Here is a 25,899-nt window from a genome sequence, read left to right on the forward strand (position 1 = left end):
GCGGCCCAGCGAAAGCTGGAGGAGCAGGCGTGGCAGCTGGTTGCATTGCAGGCAAGCATCGCGGCGTTGAGCAAGGACTTCGAATTGCCGGCGGGTAATCCGGATGCCGACAGCGTGTCCGCACCGGCGCGTTCTGCGAGCTGGACCTCAGGCAGTCTGGATGCGGACGCGCTTTATCCGGCCGGAGGCGCCGCTCTTGATGGATACGGCGGATCTCGGACAGCCGAAGCGTTTGGCTATCAGCCCTATCAATTCTTCGTTGGCCTTGCCGTCAATGGGCTGCGACTTCAGTTGGGCAAGCCACACGCCATCGGCGGCCTCCTCGATCTGACTGACTCGGGCATTGGGCTTGACCTTCACCTGAATCACCGTGGGCGTGCCTGTCCCTTTGGTCATCGCGGGCTCCATTTGTCACCCGCTGCACTCATGGCTTGCTCAGTTTCGGCTGGAGGTCCAGTGGCAGATCCCATCGCGGGTGGGCGAGATGAAAGGCAGTCAGCCGCTGCCGCGCTTCGTCATCGCGGCCTAGCGCGAACAACTGGCGGATCTTGTTGAGCTCCTGCGCTGGCGTATCGCTGGCGTTCGAGGCGGTATCCGTGCCGGTAAAGGGCTCGATGGGCGTCGGCGCCACCGGCATCCGCCCTCGCACGCGGGGTGTGCCGGGAGCGGCCTCCTGCAGGGTTTGCTCGGCGGCATTCGCCGTTGAATCGCTGGCGGCTTGGGGCGCGACCATGGGGGATGCGGCGGCGGCCGGGTTGGAGGAAGCCGTTCGGCGCAACGCGCTCGCGGCGTAACCTTCGCCGGATGTACGCGCGCGGTGCTTGTTGGCAGCTGCCTCGCGCAACGCGGTCACGTTGGGCGTGGGTGATTCTGCGGCAACCATTTTGGGTAGTGGCTGTTGCATGGCCGGCATGGGTGGCATAGGCGCTACAACAGGTTCAACCGGTGACGTCGGTGCACTGGCTGACGCGATACGTGGCGCGGGTACTGCCGCCTGCGCCGGCGCCGCGCTGTCGGCCGCGGTGGGCGCCGACTCGGCCGGCGGCCAGGCGTGCATATGCCAGGCGAGCCCGGCGGCAAGTACCAGGATAGCTGCGCTGCCGAGTGCGATGAGCCAGTGTGGCCTCCGGCTTCCTTCGACAGACGATCGCCCGACCGGCGGCGATACACGCTGTTTCGGATGAACCCAGTCGCCAGGTTCGCGTGCGGCTGTCCGGTCTTCATGGCTCGCCGTCGGGTTTTCTTCACCGGATGCCAGCGCGTGCGCCGCGGCGTCCAGCACGGCGGCATCCAGCGCCGGAGCCGGTTCGCTCCGCGGCAGCTGGCGGTACAGCGCGGCCAGCCCGGTTTCGCCGGGCAGCTCATCGTCGGGCTCTGGCGGGCCTTGTGGCGGCAGTCGGGTGGTCATTCGGACAACACTTCGCGTAATCGGGTCATGGCATAGCGCAGGCGCGATTTCACCGTCTCGCGGCCGGTGCCGGTTACTGTGGCGATCTCCTCCAGACTGAGCTCCTGCTCCAGCCGCAGCAGCACGGCGGTGCGCTGTTCGTGCGGCAGCTGTTCGATCGCGCGCTGCAGGCCGATGCCGCGCTCGAACTCGGAGAGTGCGTGATCGGGCTGTTCCCACGCGGGCGCGGCGACATTGGCCAGCGCGGCCTCGGCTTCGTCGCCGTCGGCCATCGGTCGCTGGCGGCGTGCGTTGTCTATCATCAGGTTGTGGGCGATCTGCAGCAGCCATGTGCTGAATTTCGCCTGCGGCTGGTAGCGTGCACGCGCGCCGATCACCCGGCTCCAGGTTTCCTGGAACAGCTCGTCGGCGCGATGCGGATCGCTCACGCTGCGCAGCAGGAATCGGTACAGCATGCCGCGATGGCGCGCATACAGCGCCTCGAACGCGGCGAGGTCGCCGCGCGCATAGGCAAGCATCAGCATCGCATCGGGATCGACAGCGGCATCCATGGGGAGCGAGCGTAAGCCAAATCGCATGCCTGCGGGGGGGCCAGCGATCCTGGCAATTGCTCTTTTCCCGCGGCCGCCCCGGGAGGGCCGGTACGATCAAGTACGGCATGGGCGTCGACTTCGCGTGGACAAGCAGGTCCGGCCCCGTTGCGCGATAGCGGCGGGGGAGGACTGCACGGGGATGGTGTCTGCAGTCACAGCAGGGTTCCGCGCAGCGGGGCCGGAAAACTCATTGCGCGGCGCAGGTTCCCGCATTCACGGACGATTCGGCGCCGGTTCGTGAAAGATGAAACGCGGGCATGACGCGAACGGGGTTAATCGTCGCGGGCGGGGCGCGGTAGCATGGCGCTCTCAAGTGAGACTTGCCGGAACGACATGATCAACAACGACGTACTGCGCGCCATCCGCTACATGCTCGACCTCAGCGACGGAAAGGTGGTGGAGATCGTCCATCTGGCCGACCCGAATTTCCCGATCGCGAAGGAGGATGTGCAGGCGTTCCTGAAGAAGGACGAGGAACCGGGCTACGTCGAGTGCAGCAACGTCGCGCTGGCGCATTTCCTCGATGGCCTGGTGTTCCATCGCCGCGGCCGCGACGAAAGCCTGCCGCCGCGCCCGGTGGAGAAACGCGTCACCAACAACGTGGTGCTGAAGAAGCTGCGCGTGGCATTCGAGCTGAAGGACGTCGACCTGCACCAGGTCCTCGCCGCTGCCGGTTTCCCGATCTCCAAGCCCGAACTCAGCGCGCTGTTCCGCCAGCCCGGCCACAAGAATTTCCGGCTATGCGGGGATCAGTTGCTGCGGAATTTTCTGAAGGGACTGACGATGCGGGTGCGTGGCAACGCCTGAGGGATGGTCTGAATATGTCCAGACGCAAGAATTGAGAGCCTTTTATCTTGATGACTTGCGGTGACAAGCATTGGAAAATTCGGACTTATTCAGGCGATCCCAAAGGAACGAAGTCCACGCCGGCCCGCAGAAAGGCGCACACCGGTCGCGGCCTGTTTTGTGGGAGCGACTTCAGTCGCGACTTGCGTAGCAGTGCGCTGCGCCGCCCGGTTGTGCATCGAGCCGTTGCAACGCCGAGATACTGCAGGCCGCTGCCGCGGCCATCGCGACTGAAGTCGCTCCCACAGGCAAACGGGGATCTTGGCGACGAGCGGAAGCTTGTTCAGACGTTCCTGAGCGGTTTCCAGCCGGTTGCATGCCCTCCGAACTTGCATCTCCTCAGAGTGAAACCACGGGAATGCATGTCGCGCACTCGAATGCCCCGGTTTGCGGGTCAGACTTCGCATCGTTGGGATAGTGCTCGAAACACGGACGGGCATCGAGTTGAAGTCCGCTGGAGGGCAGCCACTCTACTAAGCAACGCGGCCCATGCGTCGCCGATGTGATCGCTGGTACGCTCGAAGGCGAGGACCGCGTACTTGCCGCCCGGAAGAGTTGTCCTGAAGGCATTTCCGGACGCGACGAATTCCGGCCGAACTTCAGCGCAGGTAGCCAGAAGGATCGAGGCGTCGATCGGGCACGCACTGAAGATCGATCGCTGCGATCAGCCGCCGGGCGACCTCCAGCTGGCTTGTTTCGCTCCGTGATCACCTCGCCTCAATGCCCCGCTTCGGCCGCATTCACGGTCGCCTTGCGGTCCTGCCGGCCCCAGCCCACCGACGGCCCCCGGATCGCCGTCCACACCGAACGCACCACCACGTAATACATCAGCTGGCGATAGCCGAAGCGCTGCAGCACCAGCCACCACAGCAGGCTCCACTGCTCCTTCTTTTCCATCGCGAAGGCGAGTGCCGCCGCGGCGAGATCGACGGCCATGAAGGCGGCGTAGAAGATCAGCATCCTGATCAGGTTTTCGTCGTTGAACTGGCCACGGTGCTGGAAGTAGTCCAGGGCAGTGCTGACGATCTGCCAGACCAGCACCAGATCAACCAGCGGCGATACCACCGAGAACGCGATCTGGAACAGCCAAACCTGCGGCAGCGCGATCGTGCCCAGCGCGCCGTAGCGGGGGCGGAACGTGGCGTCGCGGTGTTTCCACAGGCATTGCAAGGTTCCGTAGGCCCAGCGGAAACGCTGGCGGGCGAGGCCGCGCGCACTGTCGGGCGCCTCGGTCCAGGCGATCGCCTCGCTGTCGAACAAGGTGTGGTAACCGGCCTTCTGCACGGCGATGGTGAGGTCCTGGTCCTCGGCCAGCGTGTCGGCGGGAAAACCGCCCAGCCGCTCCAGCGCCTCGCGCCGCCAGGCGCCGACGGCACCGGGCACGACGGTGATCGCACCGAGTGCGGCCAGCGCGCGGCGTTCCAGGTTCTGCGCTGTGATGTATTCCAGCGCCTGCCACAGCGTGATCAGGTTGATCCGGTTGCCGACCTTGGCGTTGCCGGCGACTGCACCGACCCTAGGATCGGCAAACCAGCGCACCAGCCGCGGGATGGTATCGGGCTCGAACTGGGTGTCGGCGTCGAGCGCCACCACCACCGCACCTTTCGACGCGTGCAGCGCGGTGTTGACCGCATGCGCCTTGCCGCCGTTGGGGATGGTGATGAGCTGCACGCGTGGTTCGTGCGCGTAGTGCTGCTTGACCACCGCCGAAGTGGCGTCGACGGAACCGTCATCGACCACGATGACTTCGAGATTGGCATAGCGGCTCTTGAGGATCTGCCGGATCGAACTGGCAATCACCTTTTCCTCGTTGTAGGCGGGAATCAGCACCGAGACCAGCGGCGGGTCGTCCCCGAGTACGGGCAACGTGCGTCGCCGCTCGCGCGCGCGGTTCCAAAGGGCGAGTCCGCCGAGCAGCAGCAGGCGTGCGACGCCCAGCGTGATGGCCGCGGTCAGCAGCCAGCGGATGAGATGGCCGAACAAGCCCAGGGCGAGGAATACCGAGCGGTCGGCCCATTGCGACAGCGAGCCGGGAGCCAGCGGCGGCATGGTCTGCGCGCGGGTGAGGCCGGCCAGCGTCGATACGGTGACGAAGTCGTAACCTTGCGCGCGCAACCCGTCGATGATGCGCGGCAGCGCCGCCACCGTCTGCGAGCGTTCGCCGCCGCCGTCGTGCAGCAGCACGACCTGGCCCTTGCGATCCGGATTGGTGGTGGCGATCTGGGTCAGCACGTTGTCGACGATCTGGTCCGTTCCGGGTCGTTGCCAGTCGTCCGGATCGATGTGCAGGCCGACCGAGAGGTAGCCCATCTTCTGCGCGATCTGGATCGGCACCAGCTCGTCGGCGGTGGTCGGCTCGGCGTCGCCGAAGTAGGGCGCACGGAACAATCGCATCGAATGCCCTGTGAGCGCCTGGAACAGTCGCTGGGTGGCGTTGAGTTCCAGCGCCACGATGCCGGGCGGGCTGTCGCCCAGGTTGGGGTGGGTGAAGGTATGGTTGCCGACGTCGTGGCCTTCGTTGACCTCGCGCTGCACCAGCCGCGGCGACATCTCGGCGTTCTCGCCGATGATGAAGAAGGTCGCCGGCACATGCTTGGCCTTGAGGATGTCGAGGATCTGCGGCGTCCATTCCGGATCGGGGCCGTCGTCGAAGGTCAGCGCGATCTTGTGCGGCAGCGTGCCGGCACGCTGGATCACGTAGGAGCTGGGCAGCGCCGTGTAGCTCTCGTCGTCGATGCTGCCGTCGTCCTTGTTCAGCTCGACGGTGCGGGCGCCGGGCGAAGGTTCCGCGGCGATTTCTAGCACCTCGCCCTGGCCCTCGATGTCGATGTCCTCGCCCTGGCCGATCGTCTGCAGCGACGGCGGAGCCGCTGCGCCATAGTCGCGGCCCAGCACCGACCAGATCGACGGATCCTCGGCGCCCAATCGCCACAGCGCATAGCCGTAGGGCTTGTAGCTGTCGGCGGCATGGATCTGGTTGTACGCGGTGACGCCGTCGAGGAACCAGACCTGGTGCTTGCTGCCGTTATCCTCGCTGTAGGAGAAGTACGGGTTCTGGGTATCCGGGTCGAACGCGATGTCGGCCTGCGCATCCGCGGCGCGGTCCATCGCGTCCTGGAAGGTCAGCGTCTCGGCGTTCTGCCCGTGCGACCAGTCGTAGCCGTAGCTGCCGATCGCGATGATGGTCTGGTCCGGGTCGAGCACCTTCATGCGCTTGTCCAGCGTGCGCTCGAACCAGTCCTCGCCGGCGATGCTGCCGGGATCCTTGCCGGCCCAGTGTTCGTCGTAGGCCATCAGCAGCTCGAAATCGACGATGTCGGCATAGCCTTGGTAGTCCCACGACGCGTCATCGAACGGCACCGACAGCACGATGCCCCAACCGTGCGGGTCGAACGCTTCGTTGAGTTCGGACAGGAACGCCTTGAGGTTCTTCTGCGAGCTCTCGGGGATTTCCTCGAAGTCGACCGTCACGCCCTGGAAATGGTTGGCGGCGATGAAGTCGACGATCTGCGCGATGCGTGCCTGCCGCGCGGCGGGATCGGCCAGCATGCGCGCCAGACCCGCACCGTCCCAGTTGCCGCCCACCGCGTTCTGCAGCAGCGGCAGGATCGGCGTCGACGGCTTCTGCTTGCGGATCAGGTTGAGCGCCTTGGCGTCGATGCTGGTATGCAGCGCCATGTCGGGGCCGCTCACGCTCATCCAGGTCGGAATCACCCAGTCCAGCGTGGGCAGCGCGCGCTTCAGCGACGGGTAGCTGGTGTCATCCCAGTTGACGTAGAAGCCGATCGCCAGCGGCCGGCCGGCCGGCTTGTCCAGCGACAGCGGCGGCGTGTGCGCCGCATTGGTCTTGCCGGCATGCACGTGCACTGGATGCAGCAATTTCTGGCGGGCGCGCACTTCGGCGGCCAGCTTGGCCGCGGGTTTCAGCAGCTCGGGCGCGGCGGCCTTCACGCCGGTCAGCCCATGTCGTGCCTTGCCTGCTCCGCCAAGGTGCAGGCCGCCCATGCTCGGTCCCACGAACAGGCTCACCGCGCACGCCACCACGAACAGCGTGCTGACCACGCCGGCGAACAGCACCAGCCGCGAGACATGGATGGCGCGACGGCCGGTGGGATCGAAGAAGATCGGTTTTTTTTTCATGCCTGGGCGGGGTCGGGGACGCGGGAATACGACAGTGTGCACGGCGCGGCTTAACTACGCCGGAGCACAGCGTCATGATACGGGATCGCTCAGTCGATCACGTCGCCGGGCACGGGCTCGCTGAAATCCTCCGGCGCCAGTTGCCGGGTCAGCCGGAACACGCCTTCGTGGATCTTGCGCGGCAGCACCACGTCGAGCACGGTGGTCTGGTGCGGGGCCAGCACGCCTAACAGGTCGTCGCCGGCGGCGCTGTTGGCCAGTGCGTGATGCACCAGGCCGCCGAGGTCGGCGGGCTGCACGCTGGCGCCGTAGGGGCGATGGCTGTCGACCGCGGCGCGCAGCGTCTTGCGGCTGTTGCGCGGATCCGCCACGCGGCCGTCGCCCGCGAGCAGGCTGTAATCGAGGAACAGCGAGATCGTGCTGCGGTTCTTCGAATTGGCCTGACGGTCGAGCATGAAGCCGTCGGGCAGCAGATCGGGGCTGGCCTGCGCACCGGCGGTGAGCAGGAAACCGGCGCCGCTCAGCGGTTCGCCCGCCTCGTCGGAGAGTCGCACGATCAGCAGGCTGCGCGGGTCGTGGATATGCACGCGCGGAGAAAACAGCCCGGCCGGCTCCAGTTCCACCTTGTCCGCGTCGCGCGCGGCGTTTTCCCGGTCAAAGGCGTCGCACAGCGCGCCGTAATCGTCGGCGCTGCGGACCTGCAGGCAGCGCACGATCGCCTGTACCGTGGCCGGTGCGGCGCTGGCCATGATGCCGCAGGCATCGCCGGAATGGGCCGCGCCGGCGATCAGCTTGAACGCGCAGCGAGGACTGCGGGTGAGGTTGAGCGTCAACGTATCAACGCCGGCTTGCGCGCCGCTGGCCTGCGGCGACAGCACGGCGTGGTGGGCATTGAGGTTGGCGGCGGCGATGCGGACCACGCCGTCGGAGCCGTCCTCGCCGGTGTAGCTGTTGAGGTGGTCGTACAGCGAGCGGTCCGGACGGTCGCCGGTCAGCACGAACTGGAATTGCCCGCACAGGACGGGATCGTCGCCGTGGATGTGGTCGAGGTTGAGCGACAGCGATTCGGCGCTGCCCAGCTCCAGCCAGTCCAGGATGCGCTGGCCCGGATCCACGCCGGCAAACATGGATTTGAGTCGCCCCAGCACGCTCTTGCCCAGCTGCGCCAGCGCGGAGCCGAAGTTCGCCGGCGCCAGCATCACCAGATGGCTGAGCCGGATGGTGCTGTGCGTGGCCGGCTTGTCGCGCCGCGCGCGCAGCCATTCGCGCACCACCGGCCCGCCGGTGGAATGAGTGATGCAGGCGAAGCCGGCGTCGAGCAGATGCAGGTCGCGCAGCGCGTGGTCGAACGCGCGCACCAGGTCGGGCATGGTCACGACGTCGTCGAAACTCACGTACTCGGACAGCCAGATATCGGCCAGCGTCAGCGACAAGCCGGCGGCGGCAGCCTGCCGCTGCAACTGCGACGGCAACTGGCCGTAGGTCGACGTGTTGGTGACGCTCCAGCCGTGGACGAACACGAGGGTAGCCATGGCGTACTTCCTGTGCGATGGGCCAGCCTAACCAAACTCGCCCGGCAGCACATCTGCCATGGAGCTGCAGGGCGTCTCGGGGGATGGCTTCGCCCCTTGTGGGAGCGACTTCAGTCGCGATGGCGCAGCAGAACGCTGCGCCGCCCGGCGGTGCATCGAGCATCTGCAATGCTGAGATGCTTCCGGCGGCAGCCGCGGCTATCGCGACTGAAGTCGCTCCCACTGGCAACGGGCATCAGAAGCTTGTTCAGACGTTCCGCAGCTCACGCGTATACCGCACACCGGCATAATCACGGCCTTCCCGCCGACCTTCGCCGAGTTCCCATGGTCTTGAACACACTGCTCATCCTGATCCTGCTGGCGATCGCGCTGGCCCGGCTGAAGTGGAGCCGCTGCAGCCGCACGTTGCTGGCACTGGCGGTGATCCTGCTGCTGGCGGTGGGCTGCGGGCCGCTGCCGACATGGCTGCTGACCCGCCTGCAGTCCGACTATGTCGCGCGGGCGCCGATCGCATGGGGACGGCGCAATGCGATCGTCCTGCTCGGTGCGAGCACGGTGCAGGTAGCGGACAGCGCACAGGTGGAAGCGAGCCTTTTCGCCTACGGGCGCATCAGCGAAGCCGCGGCGCTGTATCGCGTCTGCCGGCAGAGCGGCAACGCGTGCAAGGTCGAGGTCAGCGGTGGCGATGCGCGCGGGACCGGCGAGTCGGAAGCGGCAGCCTATGCCGGCAATCTGCAGCGGCTCGGTGTCGATGGCGCCGACCTGCTGCTGGAGTCGCGCAGCGTGAACACCTGGCAGAACGCGCAGTTCAGCGGCCCGCTGCTGAAGTCCTGGGGCGCCGACCGCGTATGGCTGGTGTCGTCCGGCTTCCACCTGCGCCGCAGCATGCTGTACTTCAAGCATTTCGGCATCCAGGCCACGCCGGTGCGAGCCGATTACGTCAGCGGCGTGCTGTCCTGGTGGCCGTTGTCGTACAACTTCGCCATGGCCGACCTGGCCTTGCACGAGTATGCCGGCATCGCGCGTTACCGCTGGTACAACGCGATGGGCTGGAACGTGCGGGCGACGAAGCCGGGATCGCTTTGAGGAGCCGGGCCGGCTGGTCGATCATCAACGCATCGCGGATATCCGTCGGCCGCCTTCAGGACTCGCGCATGACCATCAAGCGCAGCTCGGTCATGTCCTCGATCGCGTAGCGGATGCCTTCGCGGCCCAGGCCGGACAGCTTGATGCCGCCATACGGCATGTTGTCCACCCGGAAGCTGGGAATGTCGTTGACGATCACGCCGCCCTGTTCCAGTTCGTTCCACGCGCGCATCGCATGGGCCACGCTGTCGGTGAAGATGCCCGCCTGCAAGCCGTAGTCGGAGTCGTTGACCATCGCGATGGCGTCGTCGAATTTCTCGAACGGGGCGAGCAGGGCGAACGGGCCGAACGCTTCCTGGCGGTTGGCCTTCGCGTCGGCGGGCACTTTTTCCATCAGCGTGGCTTCCAGCATGTTGCCCTCGCGCCCGCCGCCGCACAGGATCCTGCCGCCGGCCTTCTTCGCTTCCACGATCCAGTCGTGCAGACGGGTGGCCGCGGCTTCGTCGATCATGGGGCCGAGGAACACGCCCTTCTTTTTCGGATCGCCGGCCTTGAGCTTCTTCGTGGCCGCGACCAGTTTCTTCTTCAGCGCCTCGTAGACGTCGGCATGCGCGTAGATGCGCTGCACGCCGATGCAGCTCTGGCCGGACTGGTAGAACGCGCCGAACACCAGCCGTTCGACCACGCGGTCGAGGTGCGGGCCCTGGTCCGCGTCGACGATACAGGCCGCGTTGCCACCCAGTTCCAGCACCACCTTCTTGCGGCCGGCGCGCGCCTTCAGCTCCCAGCCGATCTGGCCCCCGGTGAAGGAGAGCAGCTTGAAGCGCTCGTCCTCGACCAGTGCCGACGCGTGCTTGCCGTCCAGAGTGAGGATCGAGAACGCGCCTTTCGGCAGATCGGTTTCGGCCAGCACTTCGCCGATGATCAGCGCGCCGATCGGGGTCTTCTCCGCTGGCTTCAGCACGAACGGACAGCCGGCGGCGATCGCGGGGGCGACCTTGTGCGCGACCAGGTTCAGCGGAAAATTGAACGGGGTGATGAACGACACCGGTCCCAGCGGCACGCGCTTCGTGTAGCCGTGATAGCCGTCCAGACGGCCTGCCAGTTCCAGGTTCAGCGTTTCGCCGTTGATGCGCACGGCTTCCTCCGCGGCGATGCGGAACGTCTCGATCAGCCGGGTCACCTCGCCGGCGGAATCCTTGATCGGCTTGCCGGCCTCGATGCACAACGCCTCGGCCAGCTCGTCGCGGCGTTCGGTGAACCGCTGTGCGCAGTGCTGCAGCACGGCCTGGCGTGCCCATGGCTTGAAGCCGCGCATCGGCGCGGTGGCTTTCACGGCGGCGGCAATCGCTTTTTCGGTGGCCTGCGCATCCGGCACCGCCACGCGCGTGGCGATCTTGCCGCTGTATTTGTCCCGTACGACCAGATCGGTGTTCGGTTGCTGCGGCTGATTGGCGAGGTAGTAGGGATAGGATTTCCTGATCATGGCGTTTCTTCCCTCGGTTTCGCTGCGGCAAGCATAAAAGCTGCCGGTGTTCAGGCGACGTGAGATGCGCGAAGTTCGGTGCCCATCGATGTCACCTGATCGAACGCGCCAGCTTGCCATCGCTATCAAAACTGCATTCGGCCGATCCGGGACGGTCCGATTTTGCCCGTCATTCCGGAATCGCGAAGCGATATCCGGGACCCAGTGTCTTTGTGCATTACCGCTTTACGCGAAAGACACTGGGTTCCCGCTTGACCAGCCATGCGGCTGTTAAAACCCGCGGGAATGATGAAATGGCAGTTGATCGGGGCGTCGCCGGACCTTTCAGTCCGCCAGATCCGGCTCGAAGAAACTCCAGCGCACGTCGTCGAACTCCGCCTTCATCGCGGCCTCCACGGTGTTGATCGCCGCGATCAGCTGCTGGTCGCCGTCGACAGGCTGCATGCGCGCCTTCACCGCCACCATCACGTCGGGACCCATCTGCAAGGTGATCAGGTTCAGCACGTCGGCGACTTCAGGTCGATTTTTCAGGAAGGCCATCAGCTCGTCGCGGCGGCGCGGTTCCATGCCTTGCCCGATCAGCAAGGCCTTGACCTCGATCGCCACCAGGACCGCCACCACGATCAGCAGGGCGCCGATGGCGATGGTGCCGGCGGCATCGAACATCAGGTTGCCGGTGAGCATGGTGGCGCCCACGGCGAGGGTGGCCAGGCACAGGCCGAACAGCGCGGCCAGGTCTTCGCCGAAGATCACCAGCAGTTCGCTGGAGCGGGTTTCATGGAACCACGTCCACAGGCTTTGCGTGCCGCGGGCCTTGTCGACTTCCTGCATGCAGCCGCGCATCGAGATGCCTTCGACGACGATGCCGAACGCCAGCACGCCCAGCGCCAGCCATGGCCACTTCAGGGGTTCTGGATTCGTGAGCTTGTGGATGCCTTCGTAGATCGAGAACATGCCGCCCACGCTGAACAGCAGGATCGCGACGAGGAACGACCAGAAGTACAGCGCACGGCCCCAGCCCAGCGGGAATTCGTCGGACGGCGGCCGCCTGGCCTGGCGTATGCCGAGCAGCAGCAAGCCCTGGTTGCCGCAATCGGCGAGCGAGTGCACGGCCTCGGCCATCATCGCGCCGGAGCCGGTGACCAGCGCGGCGAACAGTTTGGTCACGAAGATCGCGAAGTTCGCGCCCAGCGCGAGCAGGATCGCCTTGATGGGGTTGGCGTGGCCGGACGACATGCGCTCAATCCTTGAAAATGAAGTCGTGCAGTCTAGGGATGCTCTGATCAATTCTACGTAGGCGGCATGATGTCCAGAAGGCGCGCAGGGTGTGTTGCGTGGCGCAGGGAAGACTGGCCGTCTTGCCAAGCTGCGCGGCGCAGCCTGCGCGCCTTCTGGACATCACCCCATCATTTTAAATTCAATGCGTTGGGGCCGTGACTGTCTGTCCGCATGCCTTCGGTCCGCCGTCTCGACAGACGGCCAGTCTGCCCTCGCCGACGGCCCTGTGGCCTGCGAACAGACAGTCACGGTGACGCCTACGTAGAATTGATCAGAGCATCCCTAGCGGCGACGCAGGATTTTGCGCAGGGTGTCAGTGGATGCCGACGCCCACGCCCACGCCGAAGTGGATGTTGTTGCGGCCCTTGTTCATTTCGTCGGCGGTCCACACGTGCGACTGCGCCACCCTGACCAGCGGAAACACGTAGTCGGCCGCACCGACCTTGCCGGCACGGCTGCCGTTGAGTTTGCCGCTGATCGTCATCAGCGCACCGGCGGGGTAGTCGAGCGGTTCCACATAGCCGGGCAGCACGGCGATGAAGCGGCCGTTGCCGCTGTCGTTCGCCTTCGGACGCTGCGAGCCATCCAGCGGATAGGCCAGCAGCTCGACTTCGCTGTGGTCGCTGAAGTTGCTGACCTGCACGATGCGGCCGCCCCAGATCACGTCGCCGCCGGCATAGCGTTCGGGCGCCTGGGCGACCTGGAACGGCGTGGCGGCCGTCGCCTGCGCTGTCGCTTTGTAGAGCGGCGCCGGCGCGCAGCCCAGCACGGACAGCAGAACCAGCAGGGCGGGCAGGCAGAGCAGGGAGCGGGCGGCGGTACGCATGGCGGACTCCAGTGGCGGTGCGTGAAAGTGGTCGGTGATCGCTACGCTACAACAAGCCGGGTCGGCGCAGCGCGTGTCGCTCGGGGCGTCAGCGCCGGCGTGGCGCGGGCGTACCAGGGCGCAGCAGGCGCGACGGTGGCAGCGGACTCGGTGCGGCGGGTTCGGCGCCTTCCTGCAGTAGCCAGTCGAGTTTTGTTTCGGCCGGGCGATCCTGCGACAACAGGCTGCCCAGCGCGCGCAGCGGTTCGCGCAGCGCGTCGTCGAGATTCCAGGGCGCGTTGAGTATCACCATGCCGGAGCCGTTGAGGCGCAGCGGCGAATCGTCCGGATGCACCAGCAGTTCGACGCGCAGCACGCGTTTCGCGCCGCTGCGTTGCAGGCCGCGCAGAAACGGCTGTACCTGGCTGCGCAGCTTGATCGGATACCACACGGCGTAGACGCCGGTAGGCCAGCGCAGCAGCGCCTCCTTCAGCGCCTTTTCGATCAGCTTGTACTCGGCCTCTTGCGCCTCGTACGGCGGATCGATCAGCACCAGTCCGCGCTTCTCCTTCGGCGGCAGCAGCGCCTTCAGCGCCTCGTAGCCGTCGCGCTGATGCACGTGCACCTGAGGATTGCCGCGGAACAGGTCGCGCAGCTTGGAGGCTTCTTCCGTATGCAGCTCGCACAACTGCGTGCTGTCGTTCGGGCGCAACAACCGGGCGACCTGCAGCGGGGAGCCCGGATAGTGCTTCAGTCCCTGCTCGTTGCCCTTGCCGCCCAGGATGCCGGCGCGCCAGCGCTGCAGCAGCGACGGCACCTTCTCGGCCGGATGCAGCCGGCCAATGCCGTCCTTGTACTCGCCGGTCTTCTTCGCCTCGAAACCGTCCAGCGGGTAGTCGCCGCTGCCGGCGTGGGTGTCGATGTAGCAGAACGGCGTCGGCTTGGCCTGCATCGCCTCGATCAGCGCATGCAGTACCGTGTGTTTCAGGACATCGGCGAAATTGCCGGCGTGATAGGCGTGGCGGTAATTCATGGCGGTCACGGCGGGCAGGGGGCACAAGTATAGATGCGCCGATGCTGTACTCCCGCTGGCACATGCCACGTAAACCATTCCTGCACATTGGCGGGCGCAGGCTTCGCCTGTTGCGTGATCGCAACCGGTCAGGCATCCCGGCCTGACTGCCTTCCGCTCGGAGAATCATCATGACGTTCTCGCCGAAAATCATCCTGGCAACCGCCGCGTTCGGCCTTGGCCTGGCTGTTACCGCGGTCAGCGCCCAAGACACCGGTGGCATGGCGCCGGCCTCGTCCGCGAGCAGCATGGGTCAGATGCACCACGGCTCGATGATGCACAAGATGAAAGGCAGCATGCACAAGATGAACGGCAGCATGCACCAAATGCCCGCTACCGTGACCTCGGTCGACAGCGCCACCGGCATCGTCGAGGTGAACAGTGCCGGCATGTCGCTGCGCCTGCATTTCCCGCCGGCGTCGGTGGCGGATCTCAAGACCGGCGACAAGATCACGCTGCATATGGGTTTCACCAAGTAGTCCGGTAGAACCAGCCCGGTTGGCGCGAGGTGGATGCTTGCCTGGTCTTCCGACCGGGCGGGTTGCGTGTGGATGCAGCTCCAGAGTTGAGCCAAGGCGATGCAGCACGTAAGCTGCACCGATGAGCCGTACGCCTCGCCACCTCGCATGCTCGTCACGCTTCCGCGCGCTGGCGTGGTTGGCGTGGCTGATTCTTGCCGTGACGCCCGCATACGGCAGCGCAGGCGGGATGGCGATGAGCGATGCACATCACGCCGGCCTGATGGCATCCGCGGCTCATGTCGTCGGCCATGGCCGGCATGCCATGCCGGTCGATGCCGATTGCTGCGGCGAGCAGGGCCATGGCCAGCACGGAACGACGGATGCCTGTCACTGCGCGGCCGTGTGCGGCAGCGTATTGCCGGCCGTGGCCATGGTCGAACTGGCTGCGGCGCCGCTGGCCATCGTGCAGCGCCCTGCACCCATCGCTGCCCCGCCGAGCGTCCCCCACGCGCCGCCGTTGCGGCCTCCAACAGGCTGACTTTCGCTCAGTGCGATGGGCCTCGGCCGCGCTCGCCCGCGTTGCGGCGGACGTGGCCGGCGTATGCGGCCGGCATCGGTTGCCGGTGCTTTCCCCGATGGAGAGACTCCATGAAATCATTTCCCCCGTCGCCGGCGGCGGACCTGTCGCGGCGGCGCTTTGTCCAGGGCGTGGCCCTGGGCGGCGCTGCGGCCGGTCTCGGCCTGCTGCGGCCCTCGAACGTCTGGGCGCTGACCAGCCCCGGCCATCCCACCGTGTTGAGCGGTACCGATTTTGCGCTGGACGTCGTCGAGGTCCCGGTCAACTACACCGGCAAGACGCGACCGGCGGTCACCATCAACGGCGGCATCCCCGGCCCGATCCTGCGCTGGAAGGAAGGCAGCACGGTGACCTTGCGCGTAACCAATCGGTTGCGGCACATGCCGACCTCGATCCACTGGCACGGCATCATCGTGCCGGCCGGGATGGACGGTGTGCCGGGCCTCAGCTTCGATGGCATCGCGCCCGGCGAAACCTTCGCCTACCGGTTCAAGGTGCGCCAGTCAGGCACGTACTGGTATCACTCGCACTCGGGTTTCCTGGAGCAGACCGGCTTGTACGGTCCGCTGGTGATCGAGCCGTCCGGTCCCGATCGCTATCCGGCCGATCGCGACTACGTGGTGCTGCTGAGCGACTGGACCGACGAGAATCCCGAGCGCGTCTACGCCAAGCTGAAGAAGCAGAGCGACTACTACAACTTCGCGCAGCCGACCGTGCCGGATTTCTTTCGCGACGTGCGCGAGAAAGGGTTGGGCCACGCGCTGGCGATGCGCAAGATGTGGAACGAGATGCGCATGAACCCGACCGACCTGGGCGACGTCTCCGGCTACACCTATACGTACCTGATGAACGGCGCCGCGCCGGCCGGGAACTGGACCGGCATTTTCAAGCCCGGCGAAAAGATCCGGCTGCGCTTCATCAACGGTTCGTCTTCGACCATTTTCGACGTGCGCATTCCCGGCTTGAAGATGACGGTGACCGCCGCCGATGGCCAGGACGTGCAGCCGGTGCCGGTCGACGAGTTCCGCATCTCGGTGGCGGAGACCTACGACGTCGTCGTCGAGCCGCAGGACGAGCGTGCGTACACCTTGTTCGCCCAGTCGATCGATCGCAGCGGACATGCTCGGGGCACGCTGGCGCCTCGGCAGGGGATGTCCGCCGAAGTGCCGGCGATGGACCCGCGGGTATGGCTGGGCATGCGGGACATGATGGGCGTCATGTCGCGTGCGGATCACGCTAGTGATCCGCACGCGATGCCCGGCATGGATCATGCGGCCATGGATCATGCGGCCATGGATCATGCGGCCATGGATCATGCGGCCATGGATCATGCCCCCATGGATCATGGCGACATGGTCGGCATGGCGGTCGCGCCTGTACCCGTCGTGCGGCACGCCCGTACCGAATACGGCCCCGGCGTGGACATGCACGTCGACATGCCGCGCACCAACCTCGACGATCCGGGTAGCGGCCTGCGCGACAACGGCCGCCGCGTGCTGACCTACGCCGATTTGCATACGATCGGCGGCCCGCTCGACGCGCGCGAGCCCAGCCGCGAGATCGAACTGCATCTGACCGGCAACATGGAGCGCTTCATCTGGTCGTTCGACGGCGTGAAGTTCTCCGACGCGAAGCCCATCCATTTCAATGCCGGCGAGCGGCTGCGCATCGTGCTTGTCAACGACACCATGATGAACCACCCGATCCACCTGCATGGCATGTGGAGCGAGCTGGAAAATCCGGACGGCCGGTTCCAGGTGCGCAAGCACACGATCAACGTGCAGCCGGCGCAGCGCATCGCCTATGCGGTGTCCGCCGACAATCCGGGGCGCTGGGCCTACCACTGCCACATGCTCTATCACATGGAGGCGGGCATGTTCCGCGAGGTGGTGGTGTCATGAAGATGCATCGTCGCAACACCTCGATCGTGCCGCCGCGTTCGGCGTTGCTGGCTGCGCTGCTGCTGGCGTCGCCGCTGACGGGGGCGGCGCAGAGCGCTCCGGCGTCGTCGAGCGGCACGGCACCGATGGGCATGGGCGCGATGCCGGGCATGGATCGCGCCGGCATGCACGACATGGCGATGCCGGCCGGCACCGGCAGTGCCGCGAACCCGGCGAAGAAATCGCCGGTCAGGAAGGCTAAGAAGCCGAACACGCCCGTCGCGCCCACACCTTCGTCCACCGGCATGCAGGGCATGGGTGACATGGATCACGGCTCGGCACCTGCCGCGCCGGTGGCATCCGGCCATGACATGCCGCTCATGGATCCCCAGGCGGTGCCGGATGCCAACCACGGCGCGGCGCATGACATGGATTCGGCGCCGGGCATGACCATTGGGCCGATGCAGGGCGGCCATGCACCGGCGGACGCACGCAGCGGCGATTATTCCGACGGCATCGCCGCCGCTCCGGCGCATGGGCTGCACATGCACGGCAGCGCGCCGGTCGGCATGCTGCTGGTCGATCAACTGGAGGCGTTCGATGGCCGCGATGCCAACGGCCAGAGCTGGGAAATCCAGGGCTGGTACGGCAACGACAGCGACAAGCTGTGGCTGCGCAGCGAAGGCGAACGCAGCCGCGGCAAGCTCGAAGACGCCAATGTGGAGGCGTTCTGGAATCACAGCATGGCCACGTTCTGGAACACGCAACTGGGCGTGCGCCACGACTTCGGCGAAGGCCCCGCGCGCAGCTGGGCCGCGTTCGGCGTGCAGGGCCTTGCGCCGTACTGGTTCGAGCTGGAGGCGACCGGCTATGTCGGTGCGGGCAGCCGCACGGCGGCGCGCCTGCGCGCGGAGTACGAATTGCTGTTCACGCAACGGCTGATCCTGCAGCCGGAAGCGGAGATCAACCTGTACGGCAAAAGCGACCCGCAGCGGCACATCGGCAGCGGCATCTCCGATGTACAGTTCGGTTTGCGCCTGCGTTACGAGATTCGCCGTCAGTTCGCGCCGTACGTCGGGGTGAACTGGGTGCGCCGGGTCGGCACCAGCGCCGACTACGCACGGCAGTATCGCCAACCCGTGCTCGACCGGCAGATCGTGGCCGGCGTGCGCATCTGGTTCTGAGGAGAACGCAGCATGAAACAGCAGATCAAGCAGCACGGCATCACCGTCGCCGTCGTCCTGGGCGTTCTTGTCGTCGGCGCGGGCGCGTTCGTGTATTCGGGCCTCTACGACATGGGTGCCGATGCACCTCACACCAAACCCGTCTTTGCAGTCATGCAGGCCCTGCGCGAGCGCTCGATCGAGGTGCACTCGAAAGACATCCAGGTGCCCGACCTCAACGACGAACAGCTGATCCTCAAGGGTGCCGGCCAGTACGCGGCAATGTGCACCGAGTGTCACCTGAAGCCCGGCGGGAAGGATTCGGAAATCCGCCCGGGCCTGTACCCGCAGCCGCCGAACCTGTCGCAGGTGCGGGTCGCGCCGAGGGAAGCGTTCTGGGTGATCAAGCACGGCATCAAGATGAGCGCGATGCCGGCGTGGGGACTCAGCCACGACGATCCCACCATCTGGAGCATGGTCGCCTTCCTGCAGAAGCTGCCCGACATGACGCCGGCGCAATACAGGGACATGGTGGCGAAGGCCCCGCCGGATGAAGACATGGACATGGGCGACGAGGGTGGCCACAGCCATAGCCATGGTGGAGCCGCCGACGAGGACGCGCACGACGGGGTGGCGATGAAGGGCATGGACATGGCCGGTGAAGCGGAGCACGGCCACGCGGCGACCGCAGCGGAGGGTGACGCGCACGAACATGCCGCCGGCACGGCGGCCGAGGCGCCGCTGTCGATGGAGGGAATGAAGCCGAACGCGGTGCCAGCGGCTGAAACGGTGGCGCGGGCGTTCCAGTCGGCGCTGCAGCGTGGCGATCGCGCGGCCGTGCTCGCGCTGCTCGCGTCCGATGCCAGCATCAGCGAAGGCGGTCGGACGCAGACGCGCGACGACTACGCCAACAGTCACCTGGGCGAGGACATCGCCTTCCTGAAGACCGCGCGGATCACGCCGGTCGCGCTGGGCTCGATGCCCATGGGCGATGCCGCGATGGTCGGCAGCGAAAGCGATATGCAGACCACGGTCAAGGGCAAGCCGGCCACGCTGCGCAGCCGCGAGATGCTCAACCTCAGGAAAGACGGCGACGGCTGGAAGATCACATCCATCCAGTGGCAAACCTCCCCGGGATCGGGGTTGTGATGTTGGAGCGGCGGTGTCCCCGCATGCCACGGCCCGGCAATGCAGGCGATGTGGGCGCGGTAGTCACGTCGCCGTTGGCTTGATCCGTGTCAATAACCCGCTCGATCCGTCTGCACTACAGTGGCTGCGGCATGAAACGCGCATTCCACATCCGCCCGCGCAGCAGCCGCCGCCTTGCGTGGCTGGTGGCCTTGATGCTGCTGTGGCAGCAGGTGGCGGTAGCGGCGTATGTGTGCGCTGGCGCACCGGTATCGGCTGGAACGGTCGCGGCGGCGACGCATTCGTTTTCGATGGCGGCGATGGGCAATCGCTGTGCGGAAATGCCGGCGGTTCCGGTCGATCCGCTCTGCCGGCAGCATTGCCAGCCCGATCATGCCACCCAGGTCGACGAGCGTACGGCATCGGTGCCTTTCAATGCGCTGGCTGTGCCGCCGCCGATGGCGTTGTCCGTGGCGGACGCTACCTCGCCGTCGGAGCGGACGCTGGCGCGGCGCCACCGTTTGCGCGCGCCACCGCCCACACCCCGGCTGTTGTACTGCTCGCTCCTGATTTGATCTGACACGTCGCGGCATGCACCGACGTGGCGTCGTGCCGGCCTGGCACGGCGCGAATCGCAGATCGAGGGAGTTCCCACTCATGTTGTCCATTCATTTCGCCCGGCACCTGATGGTGGCGGGCCTGGCTACGCTTCTATGGGCGGCGATGGCCGCGGCGGCGCACGCGGCCGAACCGCCGCTGACCCTGGACGCGGCGGTTCGGCGAGGTCTGGCGCGGGCGCCGCAACTGGACGCGCGTACCGCCGATACGGCGGCAGCTCGCGAGGAGGCCGCGCGTGCCGGGCAGTTGCCGGATCCCACTTTGACGTTCGGGCTTTCCAATTTTCCGGTCACCAGCCCGGGCGCTTTCAGCTTGCGCTCGGACGGAATGACGGCGCGCACGATCGGAGTGGTCCAGGCTATTCCATCGCGCACGGCACGCCGGGCGGAGCGCGCCCTGGCCAGCGCCCGGGTCGATGCTGCGCAGGCCGATAGCGTGGTCGCCGCGCAAAGTGTGCGCGAGCGTATCGCCGATGCGTGGATCGACGACTGGGCGGTCGAGCAGCAGCGTGAGTTATTGCTCGCGCTGCACGACGAAGATGCCCTGGCCGTGCAGATCGCGCAGGCGCGTTTGCGCGGTGGCGAAGGCGGCGCGGCCGATGCACTGGCAGCCCGGACCGAAATCGCCACGCTGGACAATCGAATCGAGGCGGCCGGGGCGGATCTCGCGGCTGCGCAGGCGGGCCTGCAGCGCTGGCTTGGAGGGCCGCCTGGCACGCTCGCCATGACGCAGGATTTCAGCCGGCTGCCGGTGGAAGCCGATCGCCTGGCCTCCAGCGTCGACCAGCAGGCACCGCTGCGCGTGTGGGCCGCGCGCGAACAGGTGGCGCAGGCCGCGCTCGAACAGGCGCGTGCCGCCCGCCACCCGGACTGGAGCGTGAGCGCCAGCTACGGCCATCGCGCGCCGGGCCTGTCGGACATGGTGATGCTGGAGGTGGGCGTGAGCCTGCCGCTGTTCACGCGCAACCGGCAGGATCGCGGCATCAGCGCCAGACAGGCGCAATGGGACGCCGTGCAGGCCGATCACGAGGATGCGCGCCGTGCCCAGCGCGAGGTGGTGGCGCGGGCGGTGGCTGCCTGGCAAGGCTGGGGGCAACAGATCGCGCGCTATCGGCAAACCCTGCTGCCGCTGGCCCGTGATCGCGCGCAGGTCGCGCTGGCCGGCTATCGCGGCGGCGGTTCGCTGCAGCCGTGGCTGGATGCACGCCGCGCCGAAATCGAACTGCGCCTGAGCTATGCCGACGCGCTGGCTGCACGCGCGCGGTTGTGGGCCGCGCTGGCCTTTCTGCTGCCCCCGGAGGTGACGCCATGAAGCGTACGCTGGTCGTCCTTGCCGTCATCGTCGTGGCGGCTGCGTTGCTCGCCGCCGGCTATCTCGGTGGTCGTCGCCGGGTCGCCGACGCGCCCGCACCGGCGCAGTCGTCGGCGACTGCGCCAGACCGCGCGGGCAAGGTGCTTTACTGGTACGACCCGATGGTGCCGCAGCAGCATTTCGATCATCCCGGCCGCTCGCCTATGGGCATGGAAATGCTGCCCTGGTACGCCGGCGCCGGCGCTGCGGCCGGAGCTGTCGTGCGGATCGATCCGGCCACGGTGCAGAACCTGGGGGTGCGTACCGCGCCGGTGGAGCGCCGTGTCCTGTCGACCGCGCTGCGCGTGCCCGGCACGGTGGCGTGGAACCCGCGCGAGGCCGTCACGGTCAGCGCCCGCGTCGATGCGGTGATCAGCAGGTTGTGGCTGCGCGCACCGTACACGAAGGTGACGGCGGGCGAGCCGCTGGCCGACCTGCTGGCACCGCAGTGGAGCAGCGCGCTGGCCGAGTACGACGCGCTGCAGGGCGCACGGTCGGTCGATGCGAAGGCCTTGCGCGGCGCCTCGCGCGAGCGCCTGCAGATACTCGGCCTGACCCCTGCGGACATCCGCGCGGCGCATCCCGGCGCGGGCGCGGCGATCACGCTGCACGCGCCGCAGGCGGGCATGGTCACCACACTGGAGGTGAATGAAGGGCAGCGCGTCAGTGCGGGGCAGACGCTGATGACGTTGAACAGCCTGGCCACGGTCTGGGTCGAGGCGGCGCTGCCGCAGGCCGTTGCCGGTACGGTGCACGGCGGTACGCCGGTTACCGTCAGGGTCGATGCTTTCCCGGGCGAAGTGTTTCACGGCAGCGTGGAGACGCTGTTGCCGGATATGGACAATGCCACGCGCACCCAGCGCGCCCGCATCGTGCTGACCAACCCGGGCGGCCGGCTGAGTCCGGGCATGTTCGTCACCGTGCAGCTGAATCCGGCCGACGGCGTGGCTGTACCGGTGGTGCCGGACGAGGCGTTGATCGCGACCGGCCGGCAGACGCGGGTGATCGTGGCGGAAGCAGACGGCCATTTCCGTCCGCTTGCCGTGCATACCGGCCGTTCGGCCGACGGCTATACGGAGATTCTGGATGGCATGCACGGCGGCGAGAAGGTCGTCGTGTCCGGCCAGTTCCTGATCGATTCGGAGGCCAGCCTGTCCGGTGCGCTGGACCGGCTGGGAGACCGCCGGGAAGGACCCGCGGCAGCCACCAGCGCAGCGGGCCATGCCATGCCCGGCCCCATGCCGATGGGAGAACACCCATGATCGCCGCCCTCATACGCGCCGCGATCGCGAATCGCGTGTTCGTGTTGCTGGCAGCGCTGGCGCTGGCCGCGATCGGCGTGTTCTCGGTCGCGCGCACGCCGCTGGACGCCTTGCCGGACCTGTCCGATACCCAGGTGATCATCCGTACCAGCTGGGCCGGGCAATCGCCGCAGGTGGTCGAGGATCAGGTCACCTATCCGCTGGCCACCACCATGCTCTCGGTGCCAGGCGCGCGCACAGTGCGCGCGTATTCGTTCTTCGGCGATTCCTACGTCTATGTGCTGTTCGACGACGGCACCGACCTGTACTGGGCCCGCTCGCGCGTGCTGGAGTACCTGAGCCAGATGCGCGATCGGCTCCCCGCCGGAGTCAACCCGTCGCTAGGTCCCGATGCCACAGGCCTGGGCTGGATCTACGAATACGCGTTGGTCGACCGCAGCGGCAGACACGACCTCGGCGAGCTGCGCGCATTGCAGGACTGGTTCCTGCGCTATCAGCTGAAGACCGTGCCAGACGTCGCCGAAGTGGCCAGCCTGGGCGGCATGGAGCGCGCCTGGCAGATCGTGCCGGACCCGCAGGCGCTGGCCGCGCGCGGCATCACGGTGGCGCAGCTGGTCGACGCGGTGCGTGCGGCCAACGGCGCCAGCGGCGGCTCGGTGATCGAGCAGGGCGAGGCGGAGTTGATGGTGCGCAGCGAAGGGTATCTGCGCAGCCGGGCGGACTTCGAGAGCGTGCCCGTCATCACCAATGCGAACGGTGTGCCGGTGCAACTGCGCGAAGTCGCCACGGTGCGGCGCGGGCCGAGCTTTCGGCGCGGCATGGCCGAGCTGGATGGCCAGGGCGAGGTGGCCGGCGGCATCATCGTGCTGCGTTCCGGCAAGAACGCGAAAGCCGCGATCGAGGCGGTCAAGGCGAAGCTTGCCGAGCTCGGGCGCAGCCTGCCGGCCGGCGTGGAGATCGTGCCGACCTACGACCGCTCGCAGCTGATCGATGCTGCGGTAAGCAACCTGTGGGGCAAGCTGCTGGAAGAATTCCTGGTCGTCGCGCTGGTCTGTGTATTGTTCCTCGGCCACCTGCGCTCGGCGCTGGTGGCGGTGGTCAGCCTGCCGCTGGGCGTGCTGGCTGCATTCATCGCGCTGCACCTGCAGGGGGTGACGGCGAACCTGATGTCGCTGGGCGGCATCGCTATCGCGATCGGCGCGATGGTCGATGCGGCGGTGGTGATGATCGAGAACGCGCACAGGCATCTGGAGTGCTGGCGCGACACGCACGACGGCACGGAGCCGCAGGGCAAGGCGCGCTGGTCGTTGATCGCCGAGGCCGCAGCGGAGGTGGGGCCGGCGCTGTTTGTCAGCCTGCTGATCATCGCGCTGTCCTTCATCCCGGTGTTTGCGCTGCAAGGTCAGGAGGGCAAGCTGTTCAAGCCGCTGGCGTTCACCAAGACCTACGCGATGGCGGCGGCGGCCGGACTTGCGGTGACGCTGGTGCCGGTGCTGATGGGCTACCTGCTACGCGGGCGCATCCGGCCGGAGCACGCCAGTCCGCTCAACCGCGGCCTGATCGCGCTGTACCGGCCGATGCTGGAAGCGGTGTTGCGCCATCCGAAGGCGACCCTGGCACTGTCCGGGCTATTGCTGCTTACCGCACTGCTTCCGCTGAGCCGGCTGGGCAGCGAGTTCATGCCGGCGATGGACGAAGGCAGTTTGCTCTACATGCCCACCGCCTTGCCCGGATTGTCCTCGGGCAAGGCCGCGCAGCTGCTGCAGCTCACCGATCGCATGATCAAGACCGTACCCGAGGTCGACCACGTATTCGGCAAGGCCGGTCGCGCCGACACGGCCACCGATCCGGCGCCGCTGGAGATGTTCGAGACCATCATCACGTTCAAGCCGAAGGACCAATGGCGGCCGGGCATGACGATGGCGAAGATCAGGGCGGAGCTGGACCATGCGGTGCAGGTGCCGGGCCTGACCAATCTGTTCGTGCCCCCGCTGCGCAACCGCATCGACATGCTGGCCACCGGGATCAAGAGTCCGATCGGCATCAAGGTGCTGGGTGCCGACATCGACAGCTTGCAGGCGGTGGCCGACCGGATCGAAGCGGTGGCCCGCAGCGTGCCCGGCGTGAGTACGGCGATTGCCGAGCGGGCCGCCAGCGGACGTTATGTCGACGTGCGCATACGGCGTGACGACGCCGCGCGTTACGGGCTGACCCAGCAGCAGGTACAAGCCTTGCTGGCGACGGTCGTCGGCGGCGAACCGATCGATCAGGTCGTCGAAGGTCGCGAGCGTTATCCGATCGTGCTGCGCTATCCGCGGGCGGCGCGTGATTCGCCGGCCGCGCTGGCGCAGTTGCCGATCGTCGCGCGGAACGGTGCGCAGCTGACGCTGGGGCAGGTGGCCGATATCGAGGTAGTCGCCGGACCGCCGATGCTGAAGAGCGAGAACGGCCAGCTGGCGGCTTACATCTACGTCGACACTGCCGGCCGCGACTTGGGCGCCGTGGTGGCGGACCTGCAACGTGCGGTGGCGCAGAAGGTCCGGTTGCCGCCTGGCGTCACGGTGACGTGGTCGGGCCAGTTCGAATACCTGGCGCAGGCGATGCGCCGGCTGACCCTGGTCGTGCCGGTGGTTCTGCTCATCGTCTTCGTGCTGATCTACGTGGTGTTCCGCGAGGTGAGCGAGGCAGCGCTGATCATGGCCAGCGTGCCGTTGGCGCTGGTCGGTGGGCTCTGGCTGATCTGGCTGCTGGGGCATGCGGTGTCGGTGGCGACGATGATCGGATTCATCGCGCTGGCCGGCGTCGCCGCCGAGTTCGGCGTGGTGATGATGTTGTACCTGCGCCATGCGTGGGATCGCCAGCTGGCCATCGATCCGCGATCGGGTCCGGCCGAACTGGATCAAGCGATCCGCGAGGGCGCGGTGCAGCGTGTGCGGCCGAAGGCGATGACCGTTGCGGTGATCCTCGCCGGTTTGTTCCCGATCCTGCTCGGCCACGGTGCCGGTTCGGAGGTCATGCAGCGCATCGCCGCGCCGATGATCGGCGGCATGCTGACCGCGCCGCTGCTGTCCATGCTGGTCGTTCCCGCGGCATTTCGCCTGCTGGTGCTGCACCGTCTGCGTCGGAACGGCCATGCCGACGCCACGCTTCGCCCCGACCCGCAGGAAGCCGATGCCTGAAAAAAAGCATGTCGTCGCCCTTGCACTCACCGGCG

Annotated in this window: 20 protein-coding genes; 11 read left to right on the forward strand and 9 right to left on the reverse strand. The window is 66.9% G+C overall.

What is annotated here, in order from left to right:
- Positions 1 to 147 precede the first annotated feature (147 nt).
- The 3 genes from ACFPPB_RS14985 to ACFPPB_RS14995 are packed head-to-tail and all read right to left on the reverse strand — an operon-like array spanning position 148 to position 1,959.
- Positions 148 to 396 (reverse strand): DUF167 domain-containing protein, encoded by a 249-nt coding sequence (locus ACFPPB_RS14985; RefSeq protein WP_377328496.1) that lies wholly within the window; start codon positions 394 to 396, stop codon positions 148 to 150.
- Positions 397 to 424: 28 nt separating this feature from the next.
- Positions 425 to 1,408 (reverse strand): hypothetical protein, encoded by a 984-nt coding sequence (locus ACFPPB_RS14990; protein WP_377328498.1) that lies wholly within the window; start codon positions 1,406 to 1,408, stop codon positions 425 to 427.
- Complete coding sequence (locus ACFPPB_RS14995; RefSeq protein WP_377328500.1) at positions 1,405 to 1,959, reverse strand: RNA polymerase sigma factor; 555 nt, start codon at positions 1,957 to 1,959, stop codon at positions 1,405 to 1,407. The genes ACFPPB_RS14990 and ACFPPB_RS14995 overlap by 4 nt, the downstream gene beginning before the upstream one ends.
- A gap of 375 nt (positions 1,960 to 2,334) precedes the next feature.
- Between ACFPPB_RS14995 and ACFPPB_RS15000 the strand changes: the two genes are divergently transcribed.
- Positions 2,335 to 2,808 (forward strand): YehS family protein, encoded by a 474-nt coding sequence (locus ACFPPB_RS15000; protein WP_377328502.1) that lies wholly within the window; start codon positions 2,335 to 2,337, stop codon positions 2,806 to 2,808.
- A gap of 756 nt (positions 2,809 to 3,564) precedes the next feature.
- Here ACFPPB_RS15000 and ACFPPB_RS15010 read toward each other — a convergent pair.
- Positions 3,565 to 6,987: a trifunctional glycoside hydrolase family 18/polysaccharide deacetylase/glycosyltransferase family 2 protein gene (locus ACFPPB_RS15010; protein ID WP_377328506.1), complete on the reverse strand. Its 3,423-nt coding sequence runs from the start codon at positions 6,985 to 6,987 to the stop codon at positions 3,565 to 3,567.
- 89 nt (positions 6,988 to 7,076) lie between these two features.
- Positions 7,077 to 8,519, reverse strand: a complete 1,443-nt coding sequence (locus tag ACFPPB_RS15015; RefSeq protein WP_377328508.1) for a lipase family protein — start codon at positions 8,517 to 8,519, stop codon at positions 7,077 to 7,079.
- A 324-nt stretch (positions 8,520 to 8,843) separates the two neighbouring features.
- Between ACFPPB_RS15015 and ACFPPB_RS15020 the strand changes: the two genes are divergently transcribed.
- Entirely contained in the window at positions 8,844 to 9,605 is a 762-nt protein-coding gene (locus ACFPPB_RS15020) for a YdcF family protein (protein ID WP_377328510.1), read from the forward strand.
- Positions 9,606 to 9,660: 55 nt separating this feature from the next.
- Here the strand turns inward: ACFPPB_RS15020 and ACFPPB_RS15025 are convergent, their stop codons facing one another.
- From ACFPPB_RS15025 to ACFPPB_RS15040, 4 genes are all read right to left on the reverse strand, one after another.
- Positions 9,661 to 11,091, reverse strand: coding sequence for an aldehyde dehydrogenase family protein (locus ACFPPB_RS15025; protein ID WP_377328512.1), 1,431 nt, complete (start codon positions 11,089 to 11,091; stop codon positions 9,661 to 9,663).
- Between the two features lie 324 nt (positions 11,092 to 11,415).
- The gene (locus ACFPPB_RS15030; RefSeq protein ID WP_377328514.1) at positions 11,416 to 12,327 is read right to left on the reverse strand and encodes a cation diffusion facilitator family transporter; all 912 of its coding nucleotides are present in this window, start codon (positions 12,325 to 12,327) and stop codon (positions 11,416 to 11,418) included.
- Between the two features lie 355 nt (positions 12,328 to 12,682).
- The gene (locus ACFPPB_RS15035; RefSeq protein ID WP_377328516.1) at positions 12,683 to 13,195 is read right to left on the reverse strand and encodes a Slp family lipoprotein; all 513 of its coding nucleotides are present in this window, start codon (positions 13,193 to 13,195) and stop codon (positions 12,683 to 12,685) included.
- Between the two features lie 88 nt (positions 13,196 to 13,283).
- On the reverse strand, positions 13,284 to 14,207 hold the full coding sequence (locus ACFPPB_RS15040; protein WP_377328518.1) for a 23S rRNA (adenine(2030)-N(6))-methyltransferase RlmJ: 924 nt from the start codon (positions 14,205 to 14,207) through the stop codon (positions 13,284 to 13,286).
- Positions 14,208 to 14,377: 170 nt separating this feature from the next.
- On the opposite strand from ACFPPB_RS15040, the gene ACFPPB_RS15045 reads away from it, so the two are divergent.
- The 9 genes from ACFPPB_RS15045 (at position 14,378) to ACFPPB_RS15085 (ending at position 25,864) form a co-directional block, all read left to right on the forward strand.
- Positions 14,378 to 14,725, forward strand: a complete 348-nt coding sequence (locus tag ACFPPB_RS15045) for a hypothetical protein (RefSeq protein WP_377328520.1) — start codon at positions 14,378 to 14,380, stop codon at positions 14,723 to 14,725.
- A 121-nt stretch (positions 14,726 to 14,846) separates the two neighbouring features.
- On the forward strand, positions 14,847 to 15,245 hold the full coding sequence (locus ACFPPB_RS15050; protein WP_377328522.1) for a hypothetical protein: 399 nt from the start codon (positions 14,847 to 14,849) through the stop codon (positions 15,243 to 15,245).
- Positions 15,246 to 15,355: 110 nt separating this feature from the next.
- A complete protein-coding gene (locus tag ACFPPB_RS15055) occupies positions 15,356 to 17,185 on the forward strand; it encodes a copper resistance system multicopper oxidase (protein WP_377328524.1) in 1,830 nt (609 codons plus the stop codon).
- Complete coding sequence (locus ACFPPB_RS15060) at positions 17,182 to 18,348, forward strand: copper resistance protein B (protein WP_377328526.1); 1,167 nt, start codon at positions 17,182 to 17,184, stop codon at positions 18,346 to 18,348. The genes ACFPPB_RS15055 and ACFPPB_RS15060 overlap by 4 nt, the downstream gene beginning before the upstream one ends.
- Before the next feature lie 12 nt (positions 18,349 to 18,360).
- Complete coding sequence (locus tag ACFPPB_RS15065; RefSeq protein ID WP_377328528.1) at positions 18,361 to 19,476, forward strand: c-type cytochrome; 1,116 nt, start codon at positions 18,361 to 18,363, stop codon at positions 19,474 to 19,476.
- 131 nt (positions 19,477 to 19,607) lie between these two features.
- A complete protein-coding gene (locus tag ACFPPB_RS15070; RefSeq protein WP_377328530.1) occupies positions 19,608 to 20,030 on the forward strand; it encodes a hypothetical protein in 423 nt (140 codons plus the stop codon).
- 82 nt (positions 20,031 to 20,112) lie between these two features.
- Positions 20,113 to 21,384 carry a TolC family protein gene (locus ACFPPB_RS15075; RefSeq protein ID WP_377328532.1) on the forward strand — a complete coding sequence of 424 codons (1,272 nt, stop codon included), beginning with the start codon at positions 20,113 to 20,115 and terminating at the stop codon, positions 21,382 to 21,384.
- The gene (locus ACFPPB_RS15080; RefSeq protein WP_377328534.1) at positions 21,381 to 22,685 is read left to right on the forward strand and encodes an efflux RND transporter periplasmic adaptor subunit; all 1,305 of its coding nucleotides are present in this window, start codon (positions 21,381 to 21,383) and stop codon (positions 22,683 to 22,685) included. The genes ACFPPB_RS15075 and ACFPPB_RS15080 overlap by 4 nt, the downstream gene beginning before the upstream one ends.
- The gene (locus ACFPPB_RS15085) at positions 22,682 to 25,864 is read left to right on the forward strand and encodes an efflux RND transporter permease subunit (protein ID WP_377328536.1); all 3,183 of its coding nucleotides are present in this window, start codon (positions 22,682 to 22,684) and stop codon (positions 25,862 to 25,864) included. Before ACFPPB_RS15080 ends, ACFPPB_RS15085 begins: the two co-directional genes overlap by 4 nt.
- Positions 25,865 to 25,899 lie beyond the last annotated feature (35 nt).

The organism is Rhodanobacter terrae, from assembly GCF_042657005.1.
GTDB classification, from domain to species: Bacteria; Pseudomonadota; Gammaproteobacteria; order Xanthomonadales; family Rhodanobacteraceae; genus Rhodanobacter; species Rhodanobacter terrae.